At 30.9% G+C, this 14,722-nt stretch carries 10 protein-coding genes and 1 pseudogene; 9 read left to right on the top strand and 2 right to left on the bottom strand.

Annotation, left to right across the window (positions count from 1 at the left end):
- Positions 1 to 144 precede the first annotated feature (144 nt).
- Both ACTNES_RS14850 and ACTNES_RS14855 read right to left on the bottom strand, forming a co-directional pair.
- Positions 145 to 603 carry a hypothetical protein gene (locus tag ACTNES_RS14850; protein ID WP_441039913.1) on the bottom strand — a complete coding sequence of 153 codons (459 nt, stop codon included), beginning with the start codon at positions 601 to 603 and terminating at the stop codon, positions 145 to 147.
- A 111-nt stretch (positions 604 to 714) separates the two neighbouring features.
- Positions 715 to 1,329: a helix-turn-helix domain-containing protein gene (locus ACTNES_RS14855; protein ID WP_441039915.1), complete on the bottom strand. Its 615-nt coding sequence runs from the start codon at positions 1,327 to 1,329 to the stop codon at positions 715 to 717.
- Positions 1,330 to 1,549: 220 nt separating this feature from the next.
- Here ACTNES_RS14855 and ACTNES_RS14860 point away from each other — a divergent pair, with 220 nt between their 5' ends.
- From ACTNES_RS14860 to ACTNES_RS14900, 9 genes and pseudogenes are all read left to right on the top strand, one after another.
- Entirely contained in the window at positions 1,550 to 3,481 is a 1,932-nt protein-coding gene (locus tag ACTNES_RS14860) for a hypothetical protein (protein WP_441039917.1), read from the top strand.
- A complete protein-coding gene (locus ACTNES_RS14865) occupies positions 3,471 to 5,345 on the top strand; it encodes a P-loop NTPase fold protein (RefSeq protein ID WP_441039919.1) in 1,875 nt (624 codons plus the stop codon). The genes ACTNES_RS14860 and ACTNES_RS14865 overlap by 11 nt, the downstream gene beginning before the upstream one ends.
- Positions 5,346 to 5,400: 55 nt before the next feature.
- The gene (locus ACTNES_RS14870) at positions 5,401 to 6,288 is read left to right on the top strand and encodes an FRG domain-containing protein (protein ID WP_441039921.1); all 888 of its coding nucleotides are present in this window, start codon (positions 5,401 to 5,403) and stop codon (positions 6,286 to 6,288) included.
- 171 nt (positions 6,289 to 6,459) lie between these two features.
- A pseudogene (locus ACTNES_RS14875) lies at positions 6,460 to 6,871 on the top strand (UDP-glucose 6-dehydrogenase); the annotation flags it as partial.
- An 87-nt stretch (positions 6,872 to 6,958) separates the two neighbouring features.
- The gene (locus ACTNES_RS14880; RefSeq protein WP_441039923.1) at positions 6,959 to 7,765 is read left to right on the top strand and encodes an endonuclease/exonuclease/phosphatase family protein; all 807 of its coding nucleotides are present in this window, start codon (positions 6,959 to 6,961) and stop codon (positions 7,763 to 7,765) included.
- Positions 7,755 to 8,726: a TOPRIM nucleotidyl transferase/hydrolase domain-containing protein gene (locus ACTNES_RS14885; protein ID WP_441039925.1), complete on the top strand. Its 972-nt coding sequence runs from the start codon at positions 7,755 to 7,757 to the stop codon at positions 8,724 to 8,726. Before ACTNES_RS14880 ends, ACTNES_RS14885 begins: the two co-directional genes overlap by 11 nt.
- 32 nt (positions 8,727 to 8,758) lie before the next feature.
- Positions 8,759 to 10,207: a hypothetical protein gene (locus ACTNES_RS14890; RefSeq protein WP_441039927.1), complete on the top strand. Its 1,449-nt coding sequence runs from the start codon at positions 8,759 to 8,761 to the stop codon at positions 10,205 to 10,207.
- A gap of 20 nt (positions 10,208 to 10,227) precedes the next feature.
- A complete protein-coding gene (locus ACTNES_RS14895; RefSeq protein ID WP_441039929.1) occupies positions 10,228 to 11,340 on the top strand; it encodes an RNA-directed DNA polymerase in 1,113 nt (370 codons plus the stop codon).
- Positions 11,340 to 13,973: a hypothetical protein gene (locus ACTNES_RS14900; protein ID WP_441039931.1), complete on the top strand. Its 2,634-nt coding sequence runs from the start codon at positions 11,340 to 11,342 to the stop codon at positions 13,971 to 13,973. Before ACTNES_RS14895 ends, ACTNES_RS14900 begins: the two co-directional genes overlap by 1 nt.
- Positions 13,974 to 14,722: the final 749 nt, after the last annotated feature.

Here is a 14,722-nt window from a genome sequence, read left to right on the forward strand (position 1 = left end):
GAAGATAGATATAGGATATTTATCAGATTATTATTACTCATCGCTTACGATGCTCAGAGCACTTACTATAAAAAGTTACAGACACGTTCTGGGGTCTTCAGATCGTGCCTGTAACTTTTTACGGGGAGATGCCTTACTCTGGAATTATTTTTCTACCTTGCTTAAGATCAAATCGTACAGATCATTGGCCATTTTAGCAAACATAGGCCACTTTTCACTAAAAGATGAAAAAGTTTCATCAAAAGAGATTTTTTCCCTGATCAATTCGGCAGGGCAACACAGAATGACAGTAGCTGTGCTTACCTGAAACAAAATATTCTTTTGCTCAGCGTTTTTTTCTGCACTACTATAAGTCTTTTGGGTAAAATAACGGATACATCTTGTAGATTCTTCATCAAACACCTGTGGAAAATCGCGTTGACGACGTCTGGGAGAATAATTAACGGGCATCCGTAATACATACGTCAAAATCCTTTTTATCTGTCGAAGCATACTATCCGAGTCTTGTAAGTCGAGTCCTTTTATCTCATTGCAAATTTCTTGATATATGGCGTTCACCAGAGTTAGAGAGCCATCCCCCGCCCGGTTATGTGTACTACTCATCAATGGATCAGCCTCCTTCAATAATGACAGTTGGCGCTGTCTGTTTAAAATCCTCAGCCGCTGCTGATTATTTCTATGAAAGGTTAATTTTTGATAATAATATGAAAGAACTCAATAATCTCTCTGCAATATCCATTTGGTTATTGGCTTTAGCGAAGAACTTATGAAGCTTTTTATGGCCTGAAAAGTGCTCTGAAAAAAAGTACTTTTCAAATCTCGTTTCTCAGAAGGAATATTACATAGATCAGCCTCCTTTCTCATTGCGCTTAAAATTAATTTTAATACTTCTACGTTTTCTGGGGTTCCGAAATAGTCGAACCCTTGAAAATAGTCTAATAAATCACTGTCTGCCTTATAAATACAGCAGATTAATTGATTTATATTCAATTCTGTTCCATCCCGCTTATAATAAATTCTTTTTCCGGACATATCATTATATCCGGCTTCGATGATGAGTGTTGTGTATGATATGCCGATATGTGAGGATATCATTTTGAGTGTTTTTTTGTTAGGAATACATTCATCGTTTTCGATACGGCAAAGCTGAACAGGGGTAATTCCGCATCGAATAGCCAGGTCCTTTTGACTTAACCCCTTTCTCTGTCTAGAGTCTCTGATCAAAGTACCCACAGTCAAATCGAGTTCAGGTGTTTCTATTGTAACTGAGGTGTTTGGGGAAGACTTATCATTGAGTAGACCCGGCTGAGTCTCAACTGATAAATTCATTGTGAAGCCTCCTTTGAAATGTTAAACTATTGTTATTATAAAACCATAATGGATAAAATGTCAATAAAAAGTTAATGAAAATTGTATTTTTATTATAATATTTAAACATAAAAAAATAGCTTTTATATTTACAAATTCGTGATAATGCTATATTATATAAGAAAGTAGAAATATAAAAATGTTAATAATATATAGTGAATGATTTCGAAAGGAGGAAAATATGAAGTATCGAAAAATTAATCAATTAACAAAAACAAGAAGTGACGTGAAAAAGAGTAATTTATACCTTCAGTATCAGAAACCATTTGATTATTTTTTGAATCCTGACATTGGACACAAAAATATACAAGAGGTAAATAGTTATTATATTCCAGATGAAGAGATAAAAAATTCTTTAAGAGCTATATTAAGTGAACCTATGGATTCAGTGTCTGTGCTGATAGGATATCAGGGAATTGGAAAAAGTACAGATATTCGTTATAGTTATGAGATTACAAATAATGCAATAAGATTTGATGATAATAATGCGACTGTTATTTTCCCTTCTTTTTTTAATGGATTTGTGCTTGGACAGATTTCAGATGAAGAAATTTCAATAGTTAAAGATGTCAGAAATGACTTGACTAAAAGAATTGCATCAGTTTGTTTGGCAATAGAAGAAAAATTTCCAGAACTAAAAGAGGAGTTTTATTCTGCGGAAGGCAGAATGAAATTTTATCAATTTCTAAAATATACGAATCCAAAAGCAACAGTAAAATTGAATTACATAGGAGAGCAGACACTGGAAGATAAATTAGAAACAGCAAAAAATGAAGAGTACTACATTTATATAGTAACACAGTTGAAATATTATTTAACCAGTAAAAAATGCTCCTATAACAGAATAATGATTATTTTGGATGATATTGAATCATTACCATATAATTATCAGGAACAATTGATTTTGCAATATTTAAGATTTTATACATGTATGAGGAACTTACCTGACATTGACGATTTAGACAAAAAAAATAATTATGTCAATTTATTGGTTTCTGTCAGACCGTCGACATATAAATTATTGCAGAATGCCAAAACTGTGTCTGCATATTCTATTGCCCGGGAAATATATAAAACGAAAAGTGTTGACATGGTGCAATATTTTAAACAAAAATATGACGGTCTGCCCGAAGAATATAAAACAGAAAACTGGCGCAGAGCGTATAATATTTTAATTACATTTAGTAATAAATTTGAAAAAAAATATTCGAATATGATAAAAAATTTGATGTGTCTGGATATACGCAGAACATTGCAGATATATGCCAAAGTATTATCTAATTCTTTTTGGATTTCTAAAGAAATAAACTCAGGGAGTGATCAGGAGGAATATGCATTTAATAATATAACTGTTATACGGGCGCTGGCATGTGGATCTAATTTAGTTTATATGAATAATACAGAAGCATTAATTCCAAATATATTGTATAAAACTTTAGAAAAAGACAATTCAATATTGTGCTTATATATAATTTCATATTTTATTATGCAAAGAGCCGGATTTTGGGAATATGGAGAAAATGGAGTTACTAAAGCGGAATTAATCAGAGATTTTTGCGATGCTTTTGGTATGAAAAATAATATGGATAAAGATATGTCGGAGATAATCTGCTATTTATATCATAGAGGAGTTATAAGTATAAGTAAAAACAGCTATGGTAAAAAAGACGTAGAGGGAGAAATATCTGATCATACATTTTTATACTTATCTGCAAAGGGGCTTGAATTATGGAATATGCTGGCAGCTGACAGTGTCTTAATGGAATTATACAGAGAAGATACTTATCAGGATTTGGATAATTGCAAAACATATGATTTTTGTTCAAGTTATGATTTAATGCTTATGAATAAGCAAATGGTTATATTTGAGAAGATATATGATATTTTATTGGAATTATATCTAGATGAAAAAGAGATGATAGATAGTTCTATAAAAAATGGATCATATGATAAATATATGAGCTTGTTTGGCGAAAAATTAATGGTAGAACACCTGATGACAGGAGTTGATAAATCTATACAATATTCAGGGAAGAATAGTGAACGACTTGTAGTGATGAGCGATGAATTAAAAAGTAAAATAGAAAGGACAAAGAGGATGTATGAAAATTAAAGGAGAGAATTGGAACTATCCATATATTTTATTTGGTGATAATTTTATTCCTATTGCTGTGTTGTTACTGATTATGATAGCTATTTCTTATATCATTATTTTAAAAATATTTTGTACACGAAGCAAAAGAAATCATGTTGTCAAAAGTAAAAATATAAAAGATTTCTTTTGGGGGCTAATTACTTATGGTGTGGTAATAGTTTTGCTGTTTGCGTTTGCTGAAACGGATTCTCAATATATTTTGCATAAAATTCTGGTAAGCAGTGCTAATGCTCTCAGACAAATAGATTCTTTTATTTATACACTGCTATTAGTATTACTTTTAAGAGGAGTTTGCTTTAAAAATCATTGGACATATTACAATAGAAGCAAAAAATATATATCATATGTGAACTGTGTTGAATTGTGTATTGTTATCTTTATACAGGAAAATGTAGGAGAAAAAGGATATATGCAATTAAAAGTTAGGTTCGTAATAGTAGGTATGATTGCTTTGATAAATATTTTGCTAAAAGATATTGAAGTTGAAAATTGTTCAGTAAATAATTCACCTATGGAAGACGAAAAATTATTTGAAGTACGTCAATTACAATTAGAGGAGATATTTGCAAAGATACGAACACATAATGGTGAGGATCAGATGACAATTTTTATTTCTGATAAATGGGGTGGTGGTAAAACCTTTTTTATGCGGAAATTATTTGAAGAATTAGAAAAGACAAAAAGACTTTATCCTATATGGATAAATATGAGTGATTTTAATGAAAGTGAGGCAGTAGTTCGACAAATCTTAAGAAAAATACATGATGTGTTAGCTGAAAATGACTATTATATGGGTGTTTCAAGTGAATTTGAAAAATATTTACAGGCAATTTTAGATATTATATTAGATGAATCAATAGTATCGATAACTAAAACCAGATTTGATGCGTTTACAAAGAATGAGCTGGATGAAAGTAAAACTTTATCAGAAATTTCAGGAGAATTTTCAAATATATTGGGGGAAGATAGAATCATTGTCCTGATAGATGATGTGGATCGCTGTACAGATGAAATGATTGCACAGGTCGTAAAGCTGTTTTCAGAAATACTATTTTTACCCAAAAGCATAATTATTTTTGCAGGAGATTATAAATATCTTCTTGGGAAAAAAGAATTTAAAAATGGATTTTTTGATAAATACTTTATGTATAATTATAATTTAAAATCAGTATCATATAGCTTTTTGATGGAATATTATCAGGAAAGGTATAAGAATTGTGAATTATCTAATTTACCTTATATTTTGGATGTTCCAAAAGAAGTTAGAAAGATGGTGAATTTTTTAAAATCAGTTTGTCAGGAACAGAAAAAAATACAGATAGATGATCAGATACAGGGAGAAATGAGAAAACGGGTTGAAGAGGAATCTATGGCATTGGAAAATAATTTAGAGACGGCAATAGTAAAATTAGAAAAAAGTTTATCCAATCCACGTAGAGTTATACGAATATACAATGAGATATATGATCAGTTACTGAGATTAAATAAGATAGTAAAAGTAGAACAGATAAGAAGAGATATTTTGGAAACAAAATTGAGAGAAGTAATCTTTCCGGGAATATTATTTTATAGTTTTGCGAGGACTATCTGCATTGAACATTTTTGGAACATATGCGCAGAAGATTTCGTGGACTTTGAAGAAGATATTCAAGATATGTTGTCTAAAATAAATAAAACATGTGATTCAGAAACAGATGAAGATCTTGTTTATATGTTACTGGTGTATTATTTCTTTTCAACTAAACGCTATAATATAATAAAGCAACTGGACAGTATTAGTCGATATTATAAAACATTTGATATAAAAATACTTTTCTTGTGATGATATGATAAATGAAGAACTATGTTTTATAGCTTAATCTTATGGAGGATAAAATATGCTTACAGATACATCTAATATACTTAGGCCTATTGATGCTATGAAAGTGAATTCTGTAGAAGAATTATTTTCTATTATTGTTTCAGAAAACAAAAAGGGTGATAAATGGTTTAGAGGACAAGCTGATATTAATTATCCATTATTACCGTCTGTTATTCGTCAGGCACATATAATCAGAGACCAGTTTGGAAGACGTGTGAGACCACATCCAATAGAAATATTCAGTACATATGCAGATACAGGTGTTGTACCAGATGGACTTTACATAAATAGTTTTAAGAATTTAATGAAAAATAAACATATTTATGAAGAGACAATGTCAGATATGGAATTTTTGTGTTTGGCACAACATTATGGGGTAAGGACAAGGCTTTTAGATTGGAGTACAGATGCCATTGTAGCTATGTTTTTTGCCTTGGATAAAAGAAAAACAGGTGTTTCAGCGGGGTTCTATATTTTAGATCCTATTAAATTTAATAAAACTACATGTTTAAAGGAACTGATATATAATATAGATAATGTTCCTGATTCAGAGGATTTTCCGATAGCTTTTTATGGACCTAAAAATGATATGCGAATGTGTAGGCAGTCTGGCAATTTTACAATACATGGTTCAATATTTTGGCCTATTGACTATCTTTACCCTGCTAAAGAGTTTTTGAAAAGAATAGAAATTCCAGAGACAGTATGTTCTGATTTAGAAAATATGCTTAAGGGATTGGGAATTACAAGAAAATCTATATATGTTATGGATGATGAAAAAGATAAATTTGCACAAGAAGCACGTAATTTGACAGAGCAGATTTTTGAAGAACAGTTGAGAAAATGGATCGAAGAATGGGAAAAAGATTCAGAAAAAGGAATTGAGAATCATATATATTTTTAGTTTGGTAGGAAAAATAAAAAGTCATCCAAACTACAATAATGATTATGATTGGTCACAAAAAAGTACATATGTTTTGACAGAATATGGAAAAAATGTTTTAATTTTGCTTTCTGCTGAAAGGGTATAATGTGAATTTCTAGTGATCTTTGATTTGAAGAAAAAAAGAACAAAGTTCCTCAGAATATGATAACTACAATCGTTGAATCCAACAGAACACGTAAGGATTATATCGCAGAACGTGTACTGGAAATGGCAGGAGCCTATGAAGCAAATGATGATTATGATGCAAGCAAGGAGAAGGAAGTTATAGTTGGTGTATACCGCCTGACTATGAAATTAAACTCCGATAATTTCCGCTAGTCGTCTATTCAAGGTGTTATGAAGCGTATTAAGGCGAAATGTGCAACGGTGATCGTTTATGAGCCGACATTGGAGGATGGTTTAACATTCTTTGGAAGCAGAGCAGAATGATCTGGAAAAGTTTAAAGAGATGAGCTAGGTCGTTATTGCGAATCGGTATGATAGTAGTCTGGATGATGTGAGGGAGAAGGTTTATACTAAGGATTTGTATGGTAGAGCCTGATCTGAAGTGGAATTTTTTAGAGAATCTGGAGATAAAAGGGCCGGATTCTCTTCAAAGATAAAGTCAAGAAAATAAAGGTGGTATAAGTTGCTTAATATTTTGTTTTGGAATTTAGGAAAAAATGCAATAGAAGAATATATCATTGATTGCATAATAGAAAAAGATATTGATATTGCTGTTTTTTCAGAGTTTGAAGGAATAGATTTTGAAAAAATAACAATGAATTTGGGGAAATTTTATAATTATGTTCATTGGGAAGGACAAGAGGATAGGAAAGTAACTTTAGTAGCAAAAACAACTTTCGGTGTTGAGCTTGTACAGCAACAAGATAGATATAATATATATAATATAAAAACGGCAGTAAAAGATTATCTTTTGGCAGCTGTCCATTTACAAGATAGAAGAAATTCTAGCACTGCAGACCGATTAGAAACTATACGATATTTGGTTGCAGATATTGAAAAAAATGAAGATTTATTGAAATGTGATAATACAATTGTTATTGGGGATTTTAATGCCAATCCTTATGATGAAGAATTACTAAGTAAGTATGCATTCAATGCAGTTTTATTTAAAACGCTTATAGGTAAAAGTGAATTTACCAATCCCAGAAGTTTTAAGCGAAAGCGATTTTATAATCCAATTTTGCATTACATATCGGAAAATACGGAAATGTATGGTAGTTTCTATTATGATAGAGATTCTATAACTTCATATTGGCACTGTTTGGATCAAGTATTGGTTAGAAAAGAGTTGGCAGATAATATCGTTCAAGTTGAGTATTTGAAAAAAGCTGGTAAAAAAGAATTACTAAAAAATACAATTCCAAATAAACAAATAAGTGATCACTTACCATTATTAGTAAATTTGCAGGAGGTTGAAAATGAAAATTAAAAATTATTGGGGAACAGATGAGGACTTTGGAAAAGATTTGGAGTATACTGATAATATATACGAAATTATGGATGAACAATGTAAATATTTATCTCAGTATACTAAGGGAAAGGTTTTTGCAGTTTTCGATGAGATAAAATTTGATAATCCAATGCTTGAAGTTGCGCAATCGATATCGGATGTATATGAAAAATTTTCTGGTATAAATAATCAGCAATCTTCGAAAAAAGTTATTGATGCTAATAATATGTATTTTGATAAACGATATGGTTTTGAAGTATGCACTGAAAAATATAGATTTAGACTGTTTGAATTAAGAATAACCCCATTATATCCGATTCAAATTAGTATTGATGAAGGCATTTGTAAAAATATTGGAGAAGCAATATCTCAAATTGCTATTCCGATGGAAAAAAGTAATTATTTTGAAATTAGTAATGAGGAAATTTTTTGTAAAGTTTTACAATTGATCTTACAAGATAAAAAAGTTCGCTATATTATTACAAAATTGAAAAATCAAATGGAAACTAAACTGGAGAAAGAGTTTTCAGAGAAAGTAATCATATGTGAAGGACGAACCGATGAAATAATTCTTCAGGCAATTGCTAGAAAATTAGAGCAAAGGGTTACTATCGTGACTTGTGAAGGGAAATATAATGTTCCAGTTATTTTTAATGCAGTGATAGAAAACCGTACGAAATCGGATATATTGATTGTTGTTGATTCTGATGGCGATGAAGAACAAACTGAAAAAATGCTAACTAAACAAATTGGTAATCATAAATATGAATTAGCGATAATCAACAATTGTATAGAGGATTGGTTTGGAGGAGAGTTAGCAAATTTTAACAAACTTAAATTAATACAATCTATAGATACAATTATTGAAGAGATGGATATTGATAAGGTGTGTAAGGAACATCAATCTTTTGAAAAAGTTATCAAATTTTTACAAAAATAAAGAATAGATCGAATGAGATATGTGGTGATTAGATGAATATTCCAAGAAATGATATAAAGTATAAGATTGCACAAAAACTATTTGATTATTATGTTATTAATGATAAATATATGGCAGTACAGATGCCAGATGGAAGATATGTTCCTAGACGAGTAAAATGTACCCCACTGCTGCTTTTTGATATGTTAGAGCAAGGGGCCTCGTTAGGCGTATATCAGCAACAATATAAAAGAAAATGGATGAAATGGGTTTGTTTGGATTTTGATTGTAAAGATCCTTGTTTTTTAGAGGATTTATTAGAAAAATATGTCCTACCTGCTGCAAGAAAATTGGAAAAATTGGGAATTCATTATCTTGCAGAATTTTCAGGAAGAAGAGGGATTCATCTTTGGATTTTGACAAAAGGGATTATTTCAAAAGAACAAGGATTTAAAATTGTAGAATGCCTTGGAAAAGAGTATAAATCTGCGATACATCAGGAAGAAGTGTTTGGATTGGATCTCTTTCCGGCTGTGGCAGGAGGAGGAATAAAATTTGGAAAACAGGTAAAACTTCCTTTGTCTGTTCATAGAAAAGGGGGGCAGTCTTTCTTTATTCCGGATATTTTGAATTATAATATGGAGGAATGGAGAAATTTGCCTGAAAAATCAGATTTTTGGCAAATTCAATTTGGCGTGCTTCAATCATATGTCCCTAATGATTTAGAAGTTTTATGGAAGAGGTTGAGGATTTCACCAGATAAAGAGCAACAAGAAAAAGGCTTATTGTATAAAAAAGAATATTTAATTGCAGAGAATTCTTTGTCATTATATGATATTCAAAAAGCGTGTGAAGGGTGCTCTGTCTTTTATGGAATTATGAAAAGGGCATTGGAAGGTAATCTTCGTTATTTGGATCGTCTTATTCTGTCGGGCTGTTTTGGACATATGAAAAATGATGAATTGCTTTGGGATATTATGAAGCAACAGAATAATTATAAAGAAAATGTAACCAGACATCAGCTATCAAAACTTAATAAAAATTATCCTGTTACAATACAGTATTTATATGACTTGTATGGAGAGCAACTTGAATCAGAGCTTGATCCTCATGCGACAGTTATAGAATACATAGCAGAACAATTAGGGCTTTCTGTTGCTAAAATAATGGAATCGAAGGAAGAAAAGGAATTAGATCACAGATATTGGAAAAAAGAAAAAGATTCCAGTTATTTTCGAATGATAAGAGATAAAGAACTTTGTTATATGTGTTATGATGATGAGGTTCTGGCTGTGAATGATTATCTGGAAATGTCAGGAATGAAACAGTATGATTTTAAAGACATTAAAGAAAAGTTTTTTGGTATTATAAATGGAGATGAAGTCCAATTGGAAAATTCACCTTCCCGGTATTCTTTGTATAAACGTTGGAGGAAGGAAAAGAAGAACCACGAATATTGGTATCTCTTTGTCCGAAAGACAGAGTTCTTACTACAGCATTAATCTATGAGCTTGTAGAAACAATGGGTATTCGTTTTCATTCATATAGTTATAATTTAAATTTTTTTTATGAAAAGGGTTCTGATTTTATTCCTTGGTATGATGCATGGAAAAGATTTCAAGAGAATATAGAAAATTATTTATATTTGGATATTTTTAAAAATTATGGGCTGATTAAATTGGACTTAACAAGATTTTATGATTCCATTTATGTTCATGCATTATTTAAACAAATGGAGGAAATAAATGGGGTACCTGATTCTGAAGAAGCAAAAAAAAGAATTAATTGTATTTTACGTTATCTTGGTATTTATACAGAGCAGCTTATGTATAAAATAAAGGGAGAAATCCGAGGAGTTCCGCAAGGGCCTGCTTATGCCAGAGTATTTGCAGAATTATTTTTAACAGCAGTGATAGACTCTTTTTTTCGACAGCATGAGAAATGGGATGAGAAGTGCGATATTATAAGATATGTGGATGATATATATATTGTATATCGAGGTATTGATGGTAAACAGCTTTTGAATGAATTTTCTGATTATATTCGTGATCGTGGATTAGAAATTAACTGGAATAAGACTAAGGTTTTTGAAAGAATTAGCGAGATGAGAGAATTTGAAAAACAAAGCATTTTTGAAGCTGGAGCAGCAAATTACGCTATAAAAAGTATTCAGGGTGTAGAATTGGAGGATGAAGATTCTAAGCAGGAAAATATGCTGGAATTTGAAAAATACTTGAAACGTAAAGGATTTTTGGATATTAGAGATGCGAACTTCATTTTAAACAGATACTTGGATTCTGTGTTTGTAGAAAGGTATTTGGATGAATATGCAGAATTTCTGATTCAGCAAAATACAGGAAGAGGTAGTATATACAAACGTTTGTATGAAGAAATTTTTCAGAGAGATAAATGGTTGAGAAAGTTTTTTAGAAATAAGTTGTATCGAAAGATACCTTGTCAGACTGTTAATTTTAAGAATTTTATTAGTGTTTGTTATTTTTCTATTTTAAGAATACGCATTTTAGGCGAAGATGAAAAGAAAATGTTTATTCAATGGCTACAGGATGAGGAGAATATGGACATTGATGATAAAGGTACAGCTCGTGCAATTGTTCAGTTGTTGGGGGAGAAGTAATGAGAGTGATAAGCGATATTGATGTTGATGCAAAGTATAAGGAAATGGCATCTGAAAGTTTAGGGGTAATGTTGCGTGATGATGTATTGGAATTAATTTCCTGGATTGATAGAGTAGCTCCTGATATTCGACAGCGTAAGACAAAAGATTTAGCAGCAATTTTCATTTCAGAATTATCGCATTTTCAGGATTGGGAAAAGGTAAAAAAAGATAAAGAGTTCGGAGAAAAAATATTTCATTGTGTTGACATGCTTGCGGCAGCGGTTGTAGATAGCATTGAAAAAGATGGATATGTGGAATGCCTTTGCTTTTTAAAGCAACTAAGCGATAGGCCGGAAGAAAGCAAAACAACAGAAATTGTTGAGCAATATTGGGTTTTGCAAGATATTATACCGACAATAAAAGGTATATTTCTATTGGAATATGAAGATGGAAGAAAACTTTATCCAATTTATGAAATGGTTATTGGCATTGCGCAGGGGTTTGAATGTGATAATGCTCATCTTATAAATTTGGTACTTGCACTTCAGATGTTTGAAATGACAAGTTGTTATGCTAAAGTACAGGAAAGCACAAAAATTCGAAGGATAATCAAGGAAATTGCTGAGAAACACACTATTACATTTCTTACATTGCTTATTGATAATGGAAAATTATTGTTTGATGAGGAAGACTATAGAGACAATGGGACTATGATTGTCAGAAAAGATTCTCAGGTTATTATCCGAAATACCAGGAAAGATTATTTTTCGGGGTATTTTTCGCCAGAGGAAATTAAGCGGGAAAATAAATTGGCGTGGTTTGTAAATATTACTTTAAATTCGGATGAAGAATTGGTTGATCTTTCAGAGATTTTTCTTAATGGAACTCAGGAAAATAAATTGGATTTATTAAGAATGATAGAAGAGAAAAAAATTTATAATTTATTTTTGCCTGGAAGAATCATAAGAAGTAGAACTAGTCATAAGATTATAAAATTTTTGAATCCTGCCTCAGCAAATGATAAAAAGATTGTATATATTCATCAGAAACAAAAAAATGAAAGAGAAGGATTTCTGGAAATATTGAGATTATATGCAGAAAATCTGAGAGGATGTTGGCTTTTTAAAAAAGATTATGATTTGCTGACTGTGGATTTTTATGTTGCTTTTTATCTTGAAGTAGTAAAAAATCGTTGGGACTTTTGTACAGAATTAGATAATGGAAAAGAAGAGTTTTATCAAGAAAGTTTGATAATGAAATTCCTTCAAGAAATTTTGTTAGATGCAAAAGCAGAAGAAGGTGAAGAAATTTTTAAAGATTTGTATGATTTTTTGCTCCGATATTTTGATTTTGAAAAAATGGGAACTGCAGATTTAATGGATGGAAAATTGTTTGCATTTCCCTTCCTTGGAGAATTTGATGATATACTGGATGAGTATTTCAGTCCTCAAAATTATAAACTACAGTTTTGGGGAGATGAGGCGGATCAGTGGGAATTAGAAGAGGCATTTTATCAAAAAGAGAAAAGGTTCTGGAAAATAAAAGAGAAAAAAGTTCGAGCTTCTAAATTTTTGAATGCAGATTTAGAAAAAATAGTAGAAACTGATGAAAAAATACCCGAGAAAGATATTCTGGTTTTGATTAATAAAGAAGATTCAAGAATTATTTATAGTGATAGTCTGATGCAAATAAGTTTAAAATTGAAAAAAATACATAATATACTTAAAAGTCAGGTAGTAAAATATTCTTATAGAGATCTTTATTTAAATGATAAAACTGAAAAATTATTAAGTTTGATGAATGCAAATAACTCCAATAATTATAATACATTTCAGATGTTTGGAAGTACAAAAGATGAAGAAATAAACAAAACAATATATCTTTATAAGATACTGTGGCATTTCCAAATTTGTAATATAACATCCGATTGTGTTAATAAATTCTGGAGATTGATATTAGAAAAACATTATCTAGGAATGGTAGAAAGTGAAGATGTAATTGAGAAATATTTTGCAGATATGAGACAGTTTGCAATGGAGGAAGGTACGCTTGTTATTGCAAAAGAAAGTAGTGGAAATGATTCCACATTATTTTACTTATATCGGTATTTCGAATATAAAGGACGTAACTATTTAAGTTGGGCTTTTGATGAGGGGAAAATTAACCATGCGTTGACGGAAAGTGAAGTAGGAATATATTGGCGAAATAAATCATTAAAAAAGATTGTATTTATGGTAGATAATCTGATGAATGGAGTTAGTTTGAGAAAGATGTTGGAGTATCATTTTAATGGGCTAAATCCAGAAAAAAGAGATTATTTGTGTGTGGAGCCTTCTGTTAGGGAAATATATAAGCATTTTCCAGAGGTGAAAATAGAAGTTCATGTAATCTTTGGTTTTGAAAAAAGTGTAGCTGATCTTGAACAGAAATATCCTGTGAAAATTGTAATTCACAAAGTTATTCCAGAAAAATATTATTCAGATCAGGAAACAGTTGAATTAGTGGATGAATTGTATGATGAGGCGGTGGAGACGGGAGTTTGCTGTGTGTTTCGACATAATAATTTGCCAGCTAAGATGGTGCTGCCAAAGTTTATGTGTGATTTTAAGAATCGGGTGGGTTTATTTCAGCGCTGTGGAGAGTTGAAATGACATATTTTGCTATTCTGATATGCTATGGATGATTTATCTACTTTGTTTTGAATCAATAAAATGATAGTAAATAGATGTTTACTACACTTCGTTTAATATGAGATAGAAATAATAGATTTGACAGATATTCTCAAATATGGAGATAGGTGATAATAGTATGTTAGTTGATGAAACATGGGATTTCAAAAGTATTAATATGGGACGTGAATTGGAGATTACAGGTGAGTTTATTTATGACTCCGTAAAGAAAGCAAGGGTCGCATAATAGCAACCATACTTTTACCCTTAGAAACATCGATACCTACTGCGTTCATAAATTTGTCACTCTTTAAAATTATTGCAATGGATAAATACCAGTTTTACTCATTGCCTATTTCATCTACTGTGGTGTGACACGAATGCACCTATGGCGATTCAACCTGCATAAAACGAACGCTGCAAATGAGGAGCTGGTTATCAGTCTAAATTACGGACGCGAAGTCCAAGGAAAGAAGACGATATACCGATTGTTCCATCATTATACAGCTTAAGCAACAAGATGGATAATCCCTTACTGGCTGTAAGGAAAATTAACCATAAATATATTGTAGTAGAATGGCCAATATAGTAGAATTTTTTCATAAGAATCTTAATATGAGAAGTGTTGTATGAGAAGGAATAATTTGATACAATAATTATGATTTCAAGACCATGATCTCAGAGTATATGTCATAGTAAGAACAAAATAACATGAGAGGTATTGAAAAATT

Origin of the sequence: Blautia sp. HCP3S3_D9, assembly GCF_052063845.1 — a bacterium.
GTDB lineage: Bacteria > Bacillota > Clostridia > Lachnospirales > Lachnospiraceae > Blautia_A.

Bases quoted from the DNA above. Each gene is read 5' to 3' on its own strand.
- ACTNES_RS14850 (WP_441039913.1), bottom strand. From the start codon at position 603: ATGAGTAGTACACATAACCGGGCGGGGGATGGCTCTCTAACTCTGGTG.
- ACTNES_RS14855 (WP_441039915.1), bottom strand. From the start codon at position 1,329: ATGAATTTATCAGTTGAGACTCAGCCGGGTCTACTCAATGATAAGTCT.
- ACTNES_RS14860 (WP_441039917.1), top strand. From the start codon at position 1,550: ATGAAGTATCGAAAAATTAATCAATTAACAAAAACAAGAAGTGACGTG.
- ACTNES_RS14865 (WP_441039919.1), top strand. From the start codon at position 3,471: ATGAAAATTAAAGGAGAGAATTGGAACTATCCATATATTTTATTTGGT.
- ACTNES_RS14870 (WP_441039921.1), top strand. From the start codon at position 5,401: ATGCTTACAGATACATCTAATATACTTAGGCCTATTGATGCTATGAAA.
- ACTNES_RS14885 (WP_441039925.1), top strand. From the start codon at position 7,755: ATGAAAATTAAAAATTATTGGGGAACAGATGAGGACTTTGGAAAAGAT.
- ACTNES_RS14890 (WP_441039927.1), top strand. From the start codon at position 8,759: ATGAATATTCCAAGAAATGATATAAAGTATAAGATTGCACAAAAACTA.
- ACTNES_RS14895 (WP_441039929.1), top strand. From the start codon at position 10,228: ATGGGTATTCGTTTTCATTCATATAGTTATAATTTAAATTTTTTTTAT.
- ACTNES_RS14900 (WP_441039931.1), top strand. From the start codon at position 11,340: ATGAGAGTGATAAGCGATATTGATGTTGATGCAAAGTATAAGGAAATG.